Below are 14199 nucleotides of genomic sequence, written 5' to 3' on the forward strand. Positions count from 1 at the left end.
GTTTGTTAATCACGTGTATAGATGGTGTGTGATCTGACGTTTAGCCTGAATTGCTCAGGTGGCTGGCCAAACCAGCGTTTGAAGGCGCGTCTGAAATTGGCACTGTCGTGATAATTCATCAACGCGGCAATGGCCTCGATTGACAGTTCGCTGTCACGCAGGTATAGCGCTGCCTGCTGAGACAGAATCTCGTCACGGATTTTTCGAAAACTGCTGCCTTCATGGTTGAGTTTACGCGCCAGGGTGCGTTTGCTGATGAACAGAGAAGCAGCCGCTTCCTCTTCACTGAGCGTTCCCGGCGGCCGGGACAACATCATCTTCTTCAGCCGGCTCTGGTAGCTTGGCTTATCGGACTGAAGTTGCGCAAGCATGGCTTCACACTGTCGCATGGCCAGATGATAGTTTTCATGATTGGCAGAGGCGTTTGGTTCCCGACACAAGGCCATCGGCAAGCTGAGTTTTAATTGGCTGCAATCAAAGTGAATCTGCCCGGACAAAAAGTCCGAATACGTTGCGTGATACTCGGGTTTCGGATGGGCAAAGCATACTTCAGCCTCGCGCAAAGGGCGGCCAACCATGAACTCGCCGAATTCGAAAAGTGCCTTGACCATCGCATCCGACAGGCAACGCTGTATGTCATCGTCTAATGGCCCCAGGTACTGCAGAATACATTCCAAACGCTCACCGACTTGCTGCAAGTGCAACTGGATGAAGCTCGCGCGCGTGGGCAGGAATGTCCGAATCGCGTGTAGAGCAGTGAGGAGGTCGGGGCTGCTGTAAGCCACGAACCCCATTGCTCCGTGGGTTGCCGGAGTCATTCGTTTACCCAGCCTTAACCCAAATTCTGGCTGGCCGGACAGATCCATTGCATTACGCAGGATCTGTATCTGCTGAGCCACAGTAAGCAGTCCGTCCTCGCTCAAAAATTGCGTCACCCCAAGTCCAGTGCCCCGCAGCAGACGCGGAAGTTGTCTGGCTGTCAGATTCAGCTCACGTGCAACTAGCCGTGAGTAATTCGATGGAATATCCGGACCGGGACTTTGCAACTCCTCCATTTTCTTCCGCGCCGCCATCATTGATACCCCCCTTCCTAAAGTTTCGCCATTTTGTCTTCAAATGACCCCTGCTTGTCAAGAAATGACCTGAAAAATATGCTGGCAGACAGGCAATATCTGTCAATCATCAATGCTGGTAGGAGAACAACATTGGGCAAAGTTACGTTTATCGAACATGATCAAACTGAACATGTCGCAGAATTCAAAGCTGGTTCCTCGGTAATGCAAATCGCTGTTGATAGCGCCATTCCCGGTATCGACGGGGATTGTGGGGGGGAGTGCGCCTGCGGTACCTGCCACGTTATCGTCACGAACGAATGGTTCAGCAAGACAGGCACGCCTGGCAATGAGGAAGAACAAATGCTGTCAATGACACCGGAGCGGGCGAGCACTTCGCGCCTGGGCTGCCAGGTGGTACTGACTGATGAAATGGACGGCATGACCGTGCATTTACCCGAGTTCCAGATGTGAACACAGGAGGACGCATGCCAACACTGCCCAGAACATTTGACGACATTCAGTCCCGACTGATTAACGCCACCTCCAGGGTGGTGCCGATGCAGAGGCAAATTCAGGGACTGAAATTCTTAATGAGCGCCAAGAGGAAGACCTTCGGCCCACGCCGACCGATGCCCGAATTCGTTGAAACACCCATCCCGGACGTTAACACGCTGGCCCTTGAGGACATCGATGTCAGCAATCCGTTTTTATACCGGCAGGGTCAGTGGCGCGCCTATTTCAAACGGTTGCGTGATGAGGCGCCGGTCCATTACCAGAAGAACAGCCCTTTCGGCCCCTTCTGGTCGGTAACTCGGTTTGAAGACATCCTGTTCGTGGATAAGAGTCACGACCTGTTTTCCGCCGAGCCGCAAATCATTCTCGGTGACCCTCCGGAGGGGCTGTCGGTGGAAATGTTCATAGCGATGGATCCGCCGAAACACGATGTGCAGCGCAGCTCGGTGCAGGGAGTAGTGGCACCGAAAAACCTGAAGGAGATGGAGGGGCTGATCCGATCACGCACCGGCGATGTGCTTGACAGCCTGCCTACAGACAAACCCTTTAACTGGGTACCTGCTGTTTCCAAGGAACTCACAGGCCGCATGCTGGCGACGCTTCTGGATTTTCCTTACGAGGAACGCCACAAGCTGGTTGAGTGGTCGGACAGAATGGCAGGTGCAGCATCGGCCACCGGCGGGGAGTTTGCCGATGAAAATGCCATGTTTGACGACGCGGCAGACATGGCCCGGTCTTTCTCCAGGCTTTGGCGGGACAAGGAGGCGCGCCGCGCAGCAGGCGAGGAGCCCGGTTTCGATTTGATCAGCCTGTTGCAGAGCAACAAAGAAACGAAAGACCTGATCAATCGGCCGATGGAGTTTATCGGTAATTTGACGCTGCTCATAGTCGGCGGCAACGATACGACGCGCAACTCGATGAGTGGTGGCCTGGTGGCCATGAACGAATTCCCCAGGGAATTTGAAAAATTGAAGGCAAAACCGGAGTTGATTCCGAACATGGTGTCGGAAATCATCCGCTGGCAAACGCCGCTGGCCTATATGCGCCGAATCGCCAAGCAGGATGTCGAACTGGGCGGCCAGACCATCAAGAAGGGTGATCGAGTTGTCATGTGGTACGCGTCGGGTAACCGGGACGAGCGCAAATTTGACAACCCCGATCAGTTCATCATTGATCGCAAGGACGCACGAAACCACATGTCGTTCGGCTATGGGGTTCACCGTTGCATGGGCAACCGTCTGGCTGAACTGCAACTGCGCATCCTCTGGGAAGAAATACTCAAGCGTTTTGACAACATCGAAGTCGTCGAAGAGCCCGAGCGGGTGCAGTCCAACTTCGTGCGGGGCTATTCCAGGTTGATGGTCAAACTGACACCGAACAGTTAATTAACCGATTGACCAGGATGGCATCCGAACGTGTGGAGAGTCCAATCCCAGGGCACAGCGAAAGAGATAGCCTATGGTAAGCAAACGTAAAGAGAGGACGGTCATTGTTGGCGGTGGGCACGCAGCAGGTGCCCTCCTGACAGCCTTACTCCAAAAAAAATATCAACATGAGGTCGTTCTGGTGGGGAATGAACCTCATCCGCCCTACCATCGACCGCCGCTGTCCAAGAATTACCTGACAGGAGACGTTGATCAGGAGTCGCTGTACCTGAAACCGCGCTCGGTATACGAGAACGCAGGCCATCAGTTGCGGCTCGGTGTGCGCGTCGAACAAATTGATCGGGACAGTAGCACCATCAGCTTGTCGGATCAGAGCAGGCTGCAATACGATCGACTGGTCCTGGCCACCGGGTCACACCTTCGACACCTGAACGCGCCCGGGGCTGACTTAAATGGCATTCATTACCTGCACGACATAGCTGATTCAGAGGTACTGCGTGAACAGTTAGTTGCTGGAAAGCGCCTGGTCGTCGTGGGTGGTGGTTACATCGGCCTTGAGGTGGCGGCCAGTGCCAACAAAAAAGGTGTTAATGTCACGGTGCTAGAAGCCGCCGAACGTCTTATGCAGCGCGTTACGGGCCCGGAAATATCAGCGTTCCTTTACGACAAACACCGTGGCGCCGGCGTGGACGTACGTCTGAACACAGCGGTAACCGGCTTCGAAGCGGGCGATCAGGGGCATGTGGCTGGCGTGACGTTGGCGGACGGAAGCACCGTACCGGCCGACATCGTCCTTGTGTCGATCGGCATTATCCCGGAAACCGCTCTGGCTAAGGACGCCGGCCTGCCCTGTGATAACGGTATTATTGTTGACGAATTTACCCGTACCGAGGACCCCGCCATCTTGGCGATCGGTGACTGCACCCGGCACCGGAATCTTTTCTTCGAGAAGATGCAACGACTCGAGTCTGTCGCCAATGCTGTCGATCAGGCTCGTACAGCCGCGGCAACCCTGATGGGTGAGGAGAAACCCTATGATAGCGTTCCATGGTTCTGGTCAAACCAGTACGATGTTCGTCTGCAGATGGTAGGATTGTCGCAAAATCATGATCAGCGAGTGGTTCGAGGCACCCCCGAGGATAAAGGATTTGCCGTGTTCTATCTCCGCGAAGGCTGTGTTATTGCTGTTGACGCGGTCAACCTGCCCCTTGCTTTTTTGGTAGGCAAGACACTCGTTCAACAACGCAGAACGATCAACCCGGAACTAATAGAGGATCCGGATACTGAACTGAAATCTTTGGTGAACGGAAGGCTCCAGAGTTGAAGGCAATATGTTGCGTGGCAACCGAAGCAGCCAGTCACCGGAGTGAGCCAATAAATATGAACTTGATCCTCTTAACAATAAAAGATTGTGACTTTGCGCGACCGCTATGGGTTGAGGTGTATATCACTGAATCTTGGTTAAATCACACCAAGCACTTAATGTTTTCGGCCTCTTCTGTTGGAAGTGTCACTGTTGAAGCCGTTGGAAAGTGGCATCCAAGAACGGGCTACTCAGAGTTCAAACTGCAGGCAGTCTGTAAATCAAACAGAGTGAGATTCAGGCTTGTTGGAGATGTAAATGGGAGGCGGGTTCTGACATCCGGTATTGATATCAGGACACTTGACCAATTGAATCAAAGGTATGGCGCTAATGAAACAGTTTTTTATAGCAAGGACGTACCAGTGCTGATGGCAATCTATTACTCAACTAAACGGTTAGAGGTTTTTAAATAACGTTTGCTGGCTGCATTCAGCAACCTTTTGATCGGTGAAAAATATCTGCTGGCGTAGGCCTCAAGTTTGGGAATTCTCGAACATATGATGAAAGAAATGATTTGGGTCACTTAGGGAGACTCTGAATAAGTCCCCAAAATCAGCGATAATACGGCCGTCGTCAACCGCATAGGATCGTTGCCACCATGGATCAGATCACCTTCTCCGAAGCCGAGTACCAGACCAAAAAGCGCAAAACCCGCCGCGAGATCTTTCTGGAACGGATGGACAAGCTGATTCCGTGGAAGCAGCTGGAAAAGAAGGTAGCCCGTTATTACCCCAAGGGCCAGAACGGACGGCCTCCCTATCCTTTGTCTGCCATGCTGCGCGTTCACTGCATGCAGTTGTTCTATAACCTCAGCGATCCGGCCATGGAAGATGCATTGTACGAGATCGAATCCATGCGCCAGTTCGCTGGCCTGAAGCTCGATCGTCTGCCAGACGAAACAACGATCCTTAAGTTCCGTCATTTTCTGGAGCAGCATGGTCTCGGCAAGGTGCTGTTCAAAGAGGTGAACAAGCACCTGGAGAAAAACGGCCTGATGCTGCGTGAAGGCAGCATTGTTGATGCCACCATCATCTCTGCGTCCAGCTCCACAAAGAACAGTTCTGGCAAGCGCGATCCGGAGATGCACCAAACCCGAAAGGGCAACGAATGGCAGTTCGGCATGAAGATGCACATTGGCGTCGACGACACACTGGGCCTTATCCATAGCATCGACACCACTGCTGCCAATGTCCATGACATTGTGCCTTCCGGCAAACTGCTGCACGGTGAAGAGCGCCGAGTCTTTGGTGATGCCGGCTACCTCGGCATACAAAAGCGAGGCGAGCACAAGCACCGTAAAAATGTGTCTTGGTTCATCGCCAAGCGCCCGGGTTCACGGAAGGCCCTGAATGCTGACAAGCTGAAAGCCGAGAAAATCAAAGCCAGCATCCCCTCAAAAGTGGAACATCCGTTCCGGTACATCAAGCAGGTGTTCGGCTACAACAAGGTTCGCTATCGCGGCCTGTCGAAAAACACCAACCGGCTGCACTTGTTGGCCGCGTTCAGTAATCTGTTAATCGGTGAAAAATACCTGCTGGCATAGGGGCAGTGTGCCTATTTTCCGCCAAAATGGCGGGAAACGGGCAGAAAACATACAAATAAATGGAGAGTTGCGTCTGAATTTTCCGTTTTCTGCTGGCTCAAACGGATGCTGGTGAAAATCGACGGTTATTCAGACCTTCCTTAGCTTTCTGTAATTGGCGAGTACAATGTATGCGCCGCGAACATGATCAGTCTTTGTTCGTCATGGCATCGAACACGTTTTTGTGGCTAACTGAGACCAACGTTTTATTAACGTACTGGAAGACCGATTTGCCGATGGAGATTCTTGATAACCTGCTTCATCGATACCCCCTTCGATTTCGCAGTGTGGCAAGCCCCAATATCCTAGACACCTGACAGCTTTGTGAAGTACTGCTTTTCTAAGGAGGCTCTGAATAAGTCTCCAAAATCAGCGATAATACGGCCATCGTCAATCGCATAGGATCGTTGCCAGCATGGATCAGATCACCTTCTCCGAAGCCGAATACCAGACCAAGAAGCGCAAGACCCGTCGCGAGATCTTTCTGGAACGGATGGACAAGCTGATTCCGTGGAAGCAGTTGGAGAAGAAGGTAGCCCGTTATTACCCGAAGGGCCGGAACGGACGGCCCCCTTATCCGCTGCCTGCCATGCTGCGGGTTCACTGCATGCAGTTGTTCTATAACTTGAGCGATCCGGCCATGGAAGACGCGCTGTACGAGATCGAATCCATGCGGCACTTCGCGGGTCTGAAGCTGGACCGTTTGCCAGATGAGACGACGATTCTCAACTTCCGGCATTTCCTGGAGCAGCACGGTCTTGGCAAGGCGCTGTTTAAAGAGGTGAACAAACACCTGGAGAAAAACGGCTTGATGTTGCGTGAAGGAAGCATCGTAGATGCCACCATCATCTCTGCTCCCAGCTCCACCAAGAACCAAACTGGCAAGCGTGATCCGGAGATGCACCAGACCAGAAAGGGCAACGAATGGCACTTCGGCATGAAAATGCACATTGGTGTCGACGACACGTTCGGTCTGATTCATAGCATTGATACCACCGCTGCCAATGTTCACGACATCGTGCCCACCGACAAGCTGCTGCATGGTGAAGAGCAACGAGTCTTCGGCGACGCCGGTTACCTTGGCATTCAGAAGCGGGATGAGCATAAGCACCGCAAAAACGTCTCCTGGTTCATTGCCAAACGGCCTGGCACCCGGAAGACGCTGGATGCCGACAAACTGAAAGCAGAGAAGATCAAAGCCAGTGTTCGTGCCAAGGTCGAGCATCCCTTCCGGTACATCAAGCGGGTCTTTGGTTATGGCAAGGTCCGCTATCGCGGCCTTGCCAAGAACAGCAACCGGTTGCATTTGCTGGCCGCGTTTAGCAACCTGCTGATCGGTGAAAAATACATGCTGGCGTAGGGCCAGTGCGCCTGTTTTCCGCCAAAATGGCGGGAAACGGGCAAAAAACACACAAATAAAGGGAAAATAGTGTCTGAATCTTCGATTTTTTGCCGTTTAAACCCAAGATGGGCAAATATCAGCAGTTATTCAGACCTTCCCTAGCCTCTTAATGTTAAATTTTTGCCGAAACCCACGCCATGGCGCTTCCCCATTTTACCAGCCACCTCATGAACCTGCGGTGGCCACACCGTGTCCTGGTGGTGACTTCTCTGTCCGTGATCGCCGCCGGAATGATCGCCCCCCCATTGTTCATGTTATTTGGCGGCACCTTGGGCCCGTCAATCCTGGCCACTGCCCTAATCACCGCGGTCTTGGTCGCGTCGCCGGTGGTGTACATCCTAGTGATGGTCGGGAAAATCGCCCAAGAGGCCACGCGCGTCGCTGCGCGTCGTAACGAGATTTTTCAGTCTCTGCTGGAGAGTAGTGCGGTCATGCAGAAAAACGACCGAGTTTCGGCACTGCTGGACGACATGTTGGTGCGACTGCATCAGCTGTGGCCCGACAATCATTTCAGCATCGTTTGGGGCAGCGGCCGGTCGACTATGGTGCGTTTTTTTTCCTCTCACGGCATTTCCAAAGAGGAAAAGCGCATCCTGATTCACAACAATCATCGACTCCTAGAATCAGGCCAGGCCGAGGTGGTGGTGCAGCTCAAGCGGGTATGTGGGAACGAGGGTCGGCACTGGCAATTCTTGCCCCTGCATGGCCGCAAGGGCTTGGTGATCGGCACGCTGGCTGTAAAGGGGCTGTGCCTGTCACGAGCCGACGAAGAAATCATCTCCCTCTTCCTGGATCAGTCGGCGGCGGCCATCCAAAATAGGCTGCTGACTATCGAACTGGAAAAACTTGCCAACATCGACAGTCTTACCGGTGTCTATAACCACAACTATTTCAATAAAGAACTGGAACGCCAGATCGAACTCAAGGAAGGCAATCAGGGTATTGATTTCTCACTTCTGGTGGTGGACGTCAACGGACTCAAGGGGCTGAATGACAACCTCGGACACTTGGCCGGGAATCGCCTGATCAGCGCCGTTGCCGACCTGCTGCTATCGAGTTGTCGTGAAGAGGACTGCGTGGCGCGCATCGGCGGCGATGAATTCGCGGTGATCTGTCCAGGAACCAGACTGGACCAGACACAATGCCTGCTGGAACGGATCAGTCGGTGCAGCCAAGCACAAATACTGGATTTCGACGATCACGAGGACGAGGACTTTCGCCGCGTCCCGATCCAGTTCAGCATCGGCGTGGCCTCTTCTTCGGAAATCCTGAATGCTCGTTCCGTGTTAGGCTTGGCGGATAAACGCATGTACGAGAACAAACGGGCCTTTTATGATAATCCCACCGAAAAACAGCGGTGATCAAAAGTAGACTTTTCCGTAAGCTACACGCAGGGAGATTCTGCATCAAGAAGTCACGTTTTTCCGACAGCCAGTTCCTGTCGATACTCAAGCAAGCCGAGAACGGCGTACCGGTTCCGGAGCTTTGCCGTGAGCACGGCGTGAGCAGCGCCAGCTTTTAAATGGCGCGCCAAATTCGGCGGTATGGATGCGTCCATGATGGCCCGCTTGAAGGAGCTGGAGGACGAGAACCGTCGGCTCAAAAAAATGTACGCCGAGGAGCGGCTTAAGTCGGACATTCTCAAGGAAGCCATCGAAAAAAAGTGGTAAAGCCGTCTCGTCGTCGTGAGATGGCGCAGAAAGCCGTCAATGAGAAGCGTGTTAGCATTCGCCTGGCGTGTTGGATGTTCAGCATCAGTGAAACCTGTTACCGCTACCAGGCTAAGCTCAGCGACGAGAACGCAGAGATTGCCGACTGGCTGATCCGATTGACCCATAACCAGAAAAATTGGGGCTTCGGGTTGTGTTTTTTGCATCTGCGTAACGTTAAGGGTTTTGGCTGGAACCACAAAAGGGTGTACCGGATTTACCGGGAGCTGGAACTGAACCTGCGTATCAAGCCCAAGAAGCGTCTGGTCCGTGAAAAGCCGGAGCCTTTGGCCGTGCCGGAAACGATCAACGACAGTTGGTCGATGGACTTCATGCACGACCAGCTCAATGACGGACGCAGTTACCGGCTGCTGAATGTAATTGATGACTTCAACCGCGAAGGCCTTGGCATCGAGGTGGACTTCTCGCTGCCGGCAGAGCGTGTTATCCGATCACTCGACCAGATCATCGAATGGCGAGGCAAGCCGCGCTCCATTCGCTGTGACAACGGCCCAGAGTACATCAGCGGCAAGCTGTCAGCCTGGGCCGAGAACCGAGAGATCAAGCTGGCGTTTATCCAGCCTGGCAAACCCCAGCAGAATGCCTATATCGAACGTTACAACCGAACCGTGCGTTACGACTGGCTGGCACAGTATCTGTTCGACAGCACCGAAGAAGTCCAGGATTATGCCACTCGTTGGCTCTGGCACTACAATCATGAACGACCCAATATGGGACTTGGAGGGATTACCCCTCAACAGAAGTTGGCCATGATGGCCTGAGGTCTACTTTTGAACCCCGTTAAAAATGGGGGGATTACCAGGGCAATGGCCACCAGCACGGAAAAGCCGGCGATGAGCCGGGCGCGGATGGTTAGGTTGGCGAAAAAGTGCTTCATGGATGACCTCCGTATTCGATGCTAAGCAGTTAGGCCGCAAACAGTCATTCTACGACGAAGTTGACCTGCTTCACGTCACGGAGCGGGCCTTAACTCAGGCGGGACGGGATACTATGCGGTTAATAAGGCGATGGCTTCATGCAGGCTCTTCAAAATACCTCGGGAATAATGATCAATTAAAAAAGGCACATTATTGTCATTGAAGTTGATATAAGAACCGCGGATAAACATCCACTTGGTCTGGACACTGTCTATGGCCTTTTTCAGTTCCCCACTGGAGGGGGTCTTCACAAGCTTTTCAACCAATTGATCAAATTGTTTTGCCTGTTGATCAAGGGCCAGCTCCGAATCGGCGCCCTGAAAGCTTTCGGCAACGGAAGAGTTTGAGCGTGCGGAGTATTTAGACATCATCCGCGCCATCATGACCGCTGCAGAACGTGCAATCTCGACCCTTTCGTCGGGGTTGGCCCCCACGCCCTCACGAGCAAGATCGTACAGTTCTGATGAAATCGTGCTCAGAGTGACTGTTTGGTCGGCCATTTCCGAAAGGAGTCTCAAGTCCGGGTAACCACGCTGGCGCACATCATTGATGTTCTGGCGCATGAGTTCTTTGAACTTGTCGAATTCAGTGACGAGTTGCTGGGTCTGCTCCTCGCTCAAGGCGCTGGACTTGTCTTCAGCAATGGCATTCATCGCACTGTTGGCATTGTTGATTGCTGCAACTATTTCGTTCAGAGTGGTTTTATCACCGCTGGCGCTGTACTGATAATAGGCGCTAAGGGCAATAAAGTTAATAATACGGAAGTCGTGGAGTTGTGACAGAAATCGAGTTTCGTCAGCCTTCACTGTCAGGGAGACGAAAATCAGCGCAATAAGGCCGGCAGTGAGCGACCGGGTTTGGGTTCGAGCGTCTTTCATCGGATGAAAATCTCCTTAATTACAGTTATATTTTTGTATCCAGATCAGTCCGTTGGCGCGACTCGCTAAATTCCGATTCGCGAATCTGCGCTTCCCGAGACGACCTCGCTTCTGATGTTGTCAAAAAGCTCGAAGCCTTGTACGGTGAAGACCCGGACGGCCGCGAGGACGACTGACGCCGCTGGACGAACCGAACGTGCACGGCTCCTGGAGCTGTTTGATGAAGCCTTTGCCGGTGGTGCAGCCCGATACAAGGTCGCAGAGCTAACAGATATCAGCGAGTGCACATTGAAGCGCTGGCGAAGCTCTGACGGTCGGGTTGCTTTTCCGCACATTCCAATCGGCAAACTCCTTTTCGCGCTTCTTTAGTGTCTTTGCAGCCTTTCGGACAATCGCGGCTCTTTCACTAAATGGTATTGCAGCCCACTTCTTTTGTGCTCTCTCGGCCACCTGCGCAGCAGCGACAACATCCTCGCCATTTGCGATGCCCGGAACACTAAGACGATCGCCATTGGACGGATCGATAACATTGGAAACGCCACCCCCTGCCTCTACCCAACCAGAACTAAATATTTTTCCAGCCCAAATATGGACCTCTTTCCTTTCTCGCTGCATCACGCCTCAGGGAATTACTATCCGGTCAGTCCAATCTATATCCTAGACGTGAAAAGCCTGCAATGGTGGAGCTTTGGGCGATATAATGGCACTTCGCACCTATTCACCCAGTCAGTGCTCTCAACTCATGCGTACTTTTACTCGCCAACATTCCCTGGCGGAGCAACTGGTTCTTGCTATTGCTTTGAGCCCCCACTGGCCTTAAACCACTCGAGCAGATCCTTCAGCTCGGCGGCAGTCCTTGCAAGCTGATCTGCCGCCGTATTGATCTGCTGACTGGACTGCTCTGTGTTCGAGGTAATCTGGCTTATACGACTGACCTGGTCCAGTATCAGATGGGCCCGCTTGGCATTTTCCTGGAGAGTTTTTGCGATGTCTTCGTTGTGTGAACGACCGTCACTGGATGAAGCAATGATACCTTGAAACGCCTGTTCCAGCTCTTGAGTGACATCCAGTGCCTCACGGACTTCCGATTGACAGAGTTCCATGGATGTTGTGGCCTGAGAAACCTGCGTCTCGATCGTTTCCAGAGCTTTGGCGGCGTCCTGCGTGGCTTCCTGGGTTCGTGTTGATAACGCCCGCACCTCATCGGCAACCACTGAGAAGCCCCGGCCGTGCTCTCCGGCCCTGGCCGCCTCGATGGCCGCATTCAGTGCCAGCAGATTGGTCTGTTCGGCAATGGCCTGGATTGTGTTGACCACTTCGTGGACACGCGCGCTGGCCTGGGAGAGAGCTTCCGTTGTCTGCGAGGACTGGCTCACCGCCTGTTCTATGCGGCTCATTCCCGCTACCGCCCGGCTGACGCTGTCCCCGCCTGCTCTGGCCAGCGTTTCAGTCCGCATCGATACGTCTCGGGTTTCCCTGGCTTTGTCAGCGACGGTTGCTTCGCTGTCCGACATCTGCTGAACGGAGCCGTTGACCGCTTCGATCCCCCGCGACTGATCCTCGGCGCCCTGAAGCAGGCCGTCTGTCGTTGCCGACAGCTCTTCGGCACTGCTGGCCAGGGTCTGGGAGATGGTATGGCTTTCGCTGACCACACGGCTCAGCTGTTGCTGGAGACAGTTGGTCGCCTCTAGGATCTGCCCCATTTCTCCAGGTGCAGTGTACTGCCTCGAGTCGAGATGACCCTCGGCAAGGCTCTGAATCGTCTCCACCGCCTGATTTACCGAGCGGTTCATGGGACGGACAACCAGCCACGCCACGATACTGAGTACCAGCATCCCCAGGATCAATACGGCAAAGAGAACTGTCGTGGCCAGGGAAATCGCGAACTGCGAGAGATTTCCCGTAAGTTCCGAGAACTGATGCGCCACTTCGTTGACCTGTCTTTCTTTGGCATCGATTTCCTGGATGATCTCCTCCCGCTGCGAGGGATCGGCGGCGTTCCTGAGTTCGGCCGCCAGAGCGAGTATCTGCTCCGATATCTCGGAGGCTTCGCCCGACAGGGAAACCAGACGCTGGGCGATTGGGTTACTCTTCAGGATCCTGAGCCGCAGAATTAGGGCGCGGGCCTGGTCAGGGTACCTCACTTCCTGGAACGTTTGTTGTATCTTTCGTGCGAACTCCGAGGTGCTGCTGGTTTCAAGGAGTTCCGGCGTCGCCGAGAACAAAGCGCTGTAGGCCAGCGCGCGTCTGAGACGATCCTCGAATTTCTGGTAGTCACTCTCATTGTTGGTATTGACGTACTGGTGCAGACTGGAACTCGCCCTGAACACGTTAACCGTATGGGTTCGTTCAGCCCTCGAGATCAAAGTCACCACATCGAGCGTGTTGAACACAAAGAACGACACCGAGCCAGCCAACAGGGTCACCACGACGCCCAGTCCGACAAGGAAATAGACCCGGTGCCGTATCAGTCCGAACCATTGCTTTATAGAGTCAATCATGGGTAACGGTTCTGTTAGTTGATTAAAGAAAACGTCTGCAATCGGAGGTGTTACCACCTGATGCGTATCAACCTCTCGCTCGCATCGACCGATCGCAGGGAAACTTTAGCGGCAAGACCCACCCCAGATTCTTTACTTAGAAGTGGTATGCGACACCGATACCCACGATAGTGGGGTTTACTCTCACTTTCGCCTGAACAGGGGCAGGGCCCAAGTTACCGGTGATATCTGCCTTAAAAGGCGCATATCTTACATCAAAATTTGCCGACCAGTTATTATGCATCTTCCAGCGAAAACCAGCTTGAACGGCAGGGGCCCAAGTATCTTCAACATCAAAGTCGGTTAGTGCGCGATCCTTCTCATCTAAAAAGAGAATCCGTCCTACACCCGCTCCAAAGTACGGAGAGAAGTTGCTACCCGTTAAGACATGATACTGAAGCGAAAGAATTACCGGACCATAATCTGTTTGACCAAGAAAAAGACCGGAGAGAGACTCTTCGCCCTGGAGGTCCGCACTAGCGGGAATGCCGCCAAAAATGTTAAATGCCAGCTGATTACTCAGAAAATACGACACGTCGAATGAAACGGTCGTATCGTTGTTAATAGACAGGTTGGAATTTGGAACGGGGGCACCCCCCGCAGAGGCTGATCGCAAATCTTCATCGGTTAAAACTCTAGTGGCATTCAGTCCAACCACCCAGTCGCCTCTACTGTAAACCGGCTCAGATTGAGCGTTGGCCAGGCTCGCAGCAAGTGAAAGTAAAAGGAACGCCACTAACGAGACTTTACTAATTATTTTAGGTTTCATTTTTTTATTATCCTTTTTGGTATTAAAACAAATTGGCTTTAGGTAAAACTGCAATTTTTCGTAAC

Annotated in this window: 13 protein-coding genes and 1 pseudogene; 8 read left to right on the forward strand and 6 right to left on the reverse strand. The window is 53.0% G+C overall.

The features are described from left to right. Positions 1-5: 5 nt before the first annotated feature. Positions 6-1076: an AraC family transcriptional regulator gene (locus LWH94_RS13850; protein ID WP_232902591.1), complete on the reverse strand. Its 1071-nt coding sequence runs from the start codon at positions 1074-1076 to the stop codon at positions 6-8. Positions 1077-1127: 51 nt separating this feature from the next. On the opposite strand from LWH94_RS13850, the gene LWH94_RS13855 reads away from it, so the two are divergent. From LWH94_RS13855 to LWH94_RS13890, 8 genes and pseudogenes are all read left to right on the forward strand, one after another. Next, the gene (locus LWH94_RS13855; RefSeq protein WP_319802629.1) at positions 1128-1526 is read left to right on the forward strand and encodes a 2Fe-2S iron-sulfur cluster-binding protein; all 399 of its coding nucleotides are present in this window, start codon (positions 1128-1130) and stop codon (positions 1524-1526) included. A 14-nt stretch (positions 1527-1540) separates the two neighbouring features. Beyond that, the gene (locus LWH94_RS13860; protein ID WP_011784142.1) at positions 1541-2953 is read left to right on the forward strand and encodes a cytochrome P450; all 1413 of its coding nucleotides are present in this window, start codon (positions 1541-1543) and stop codon (positions 2951-2953) included. Positions 2954-3026: 73 nt separating this feature from the next. Next, complete coding sequence (locus LWH94_RS13865) at positions 3027-4277, forward strand: NAD(P)/FAD-dependent oxidoreductase (protein ID WP_011784143.1); 1251 nt, start codon at positions 3027-3029, stop codon at positions 4275-4277. Between the two features lie 14 nt (positions 4278-4291). Next, positions 4292-4729: a hypothetical protein gene (locus tag LWH94_RS13870; RefSeq protein ID WP_232902592.1), complete on the forward strand. Its 438-nt coding sequence runs from the start codon at positions 4292-4294 to the stop codon at positions 4727-4729. 185 nt (positions 4730-4914) lie between these two features. Continuing rightward, on the forward strand, positions 4915-5859 hold the full coding sequence (locus LWH94_RS13875) for an IS5 family transposase (RefSeq protein WP_011784144.1): 945 nt from the start codon (positions 4915-4917) through the stop codon (positions 5857-5859). Positions 5860-6313: 454 nt separating this feature from the next. Further along, a complete protein-coding gene (locus LWH94_RS13880; protein WP_011784145.1) occupies positions 6314-7258 on the forward strand; it encodes an IS5 family transposase in 945 nt (314 codons plus the stop codon). A gap of 179 nt (positions 7259-7437) precedes the next feature. Further along, positions 7438-8661, forward strand: coding sequence for a GGDEF domain-containing protein (locus LWH94_RS13885; protein ID WP_023008039.1), 1224 nt, complete (start codon positions 7438-7440; stop codon positions 8659-8661). Positions 8662-8705: 44 nt separating this feature from the next. Beyond that, positions 8706-9791, forward strand: a pseudogene (locus tag LWH94_RS13890) (IS3 family transposase). Here LWH94_RS13890 and LWH94_RS13895 read toward each other — a convergent pair. From LWH94_RS13895 to LWH94_RS13915, 5 genes are all read right to left on the reverse strand, one after another. Continuing rightward, positions 9764-9907: a hypothetical protein gene (locus tag LWH94_RS13895; protein WP_023008035.1), complete on the reverse strand. Its 144-nt coding sequence runs from the start codon at positions 9905-9907 to the stop codon at positions 9764-9766. The pseudogene LWH94_RS13890 and the gene LWH94_RS13895 sit on opposite strands and share 28 nt — an antisense overlap. Positions 9908-10018: 111 nt before the next feature. After that, the gene (locus LWH94_RS13900) at positions 10019-10825 is read right to left on the reverse strand and encodes a hypothetical protein (protein WP_023008034.1); all 807 of its coding nucleotides are present in this window, start codon (positions 10823-10825) and stop codon (positions 10019-10021) included. Positions 10826-11089: 264 nt separating this feature from the next. Beyond that, positions 11090-11440, reverse strand: coding sequence for an aldehyde dehydrogenase family protein (locus tag LWH94_RS13905; protein ID WP_023008033.1), 351 nt, complete (start codon positions 11438-11440; stop codon positions 11090-11092). Positions 11441-11616: 176 nt separating this feature from the next. Then, positions 11617-13326 (reverse strand): methyl-accepting chemotaxis protein, encoded by a 1710-nt coding sequence (locus LWH94_RS13910; protein ID WP_023008032.1) that lies wholly within the window; start codon positions 13324-13326, stop codon positions 11617-11619. Positions 13327-13462: 136 nt separating this feature from the next. Then, positions 13463-14134: an OmpW/AlkL family protein gene (locus tag LWH94_RS13915; protein ID WP_023008031.1), complete on the reverse strand. Its 672-nt coding sequence runs from the start codon at positions 14132-14134 to the stop codon at positions 13463-13465. Positions 14135-14199 lie beyond the last annotated feature (65 nt).

The sequence above is a fragment of the Marinobacter sp. G11 genome (genome assembly GCF_021282325.1).
Lineage (GTDB): Bacteria > Pseudomonadota > Gammaproteobacteria > Pseudomonadales > Oleiphilaceae > Marinobacter > Marinobacter vinifirmus.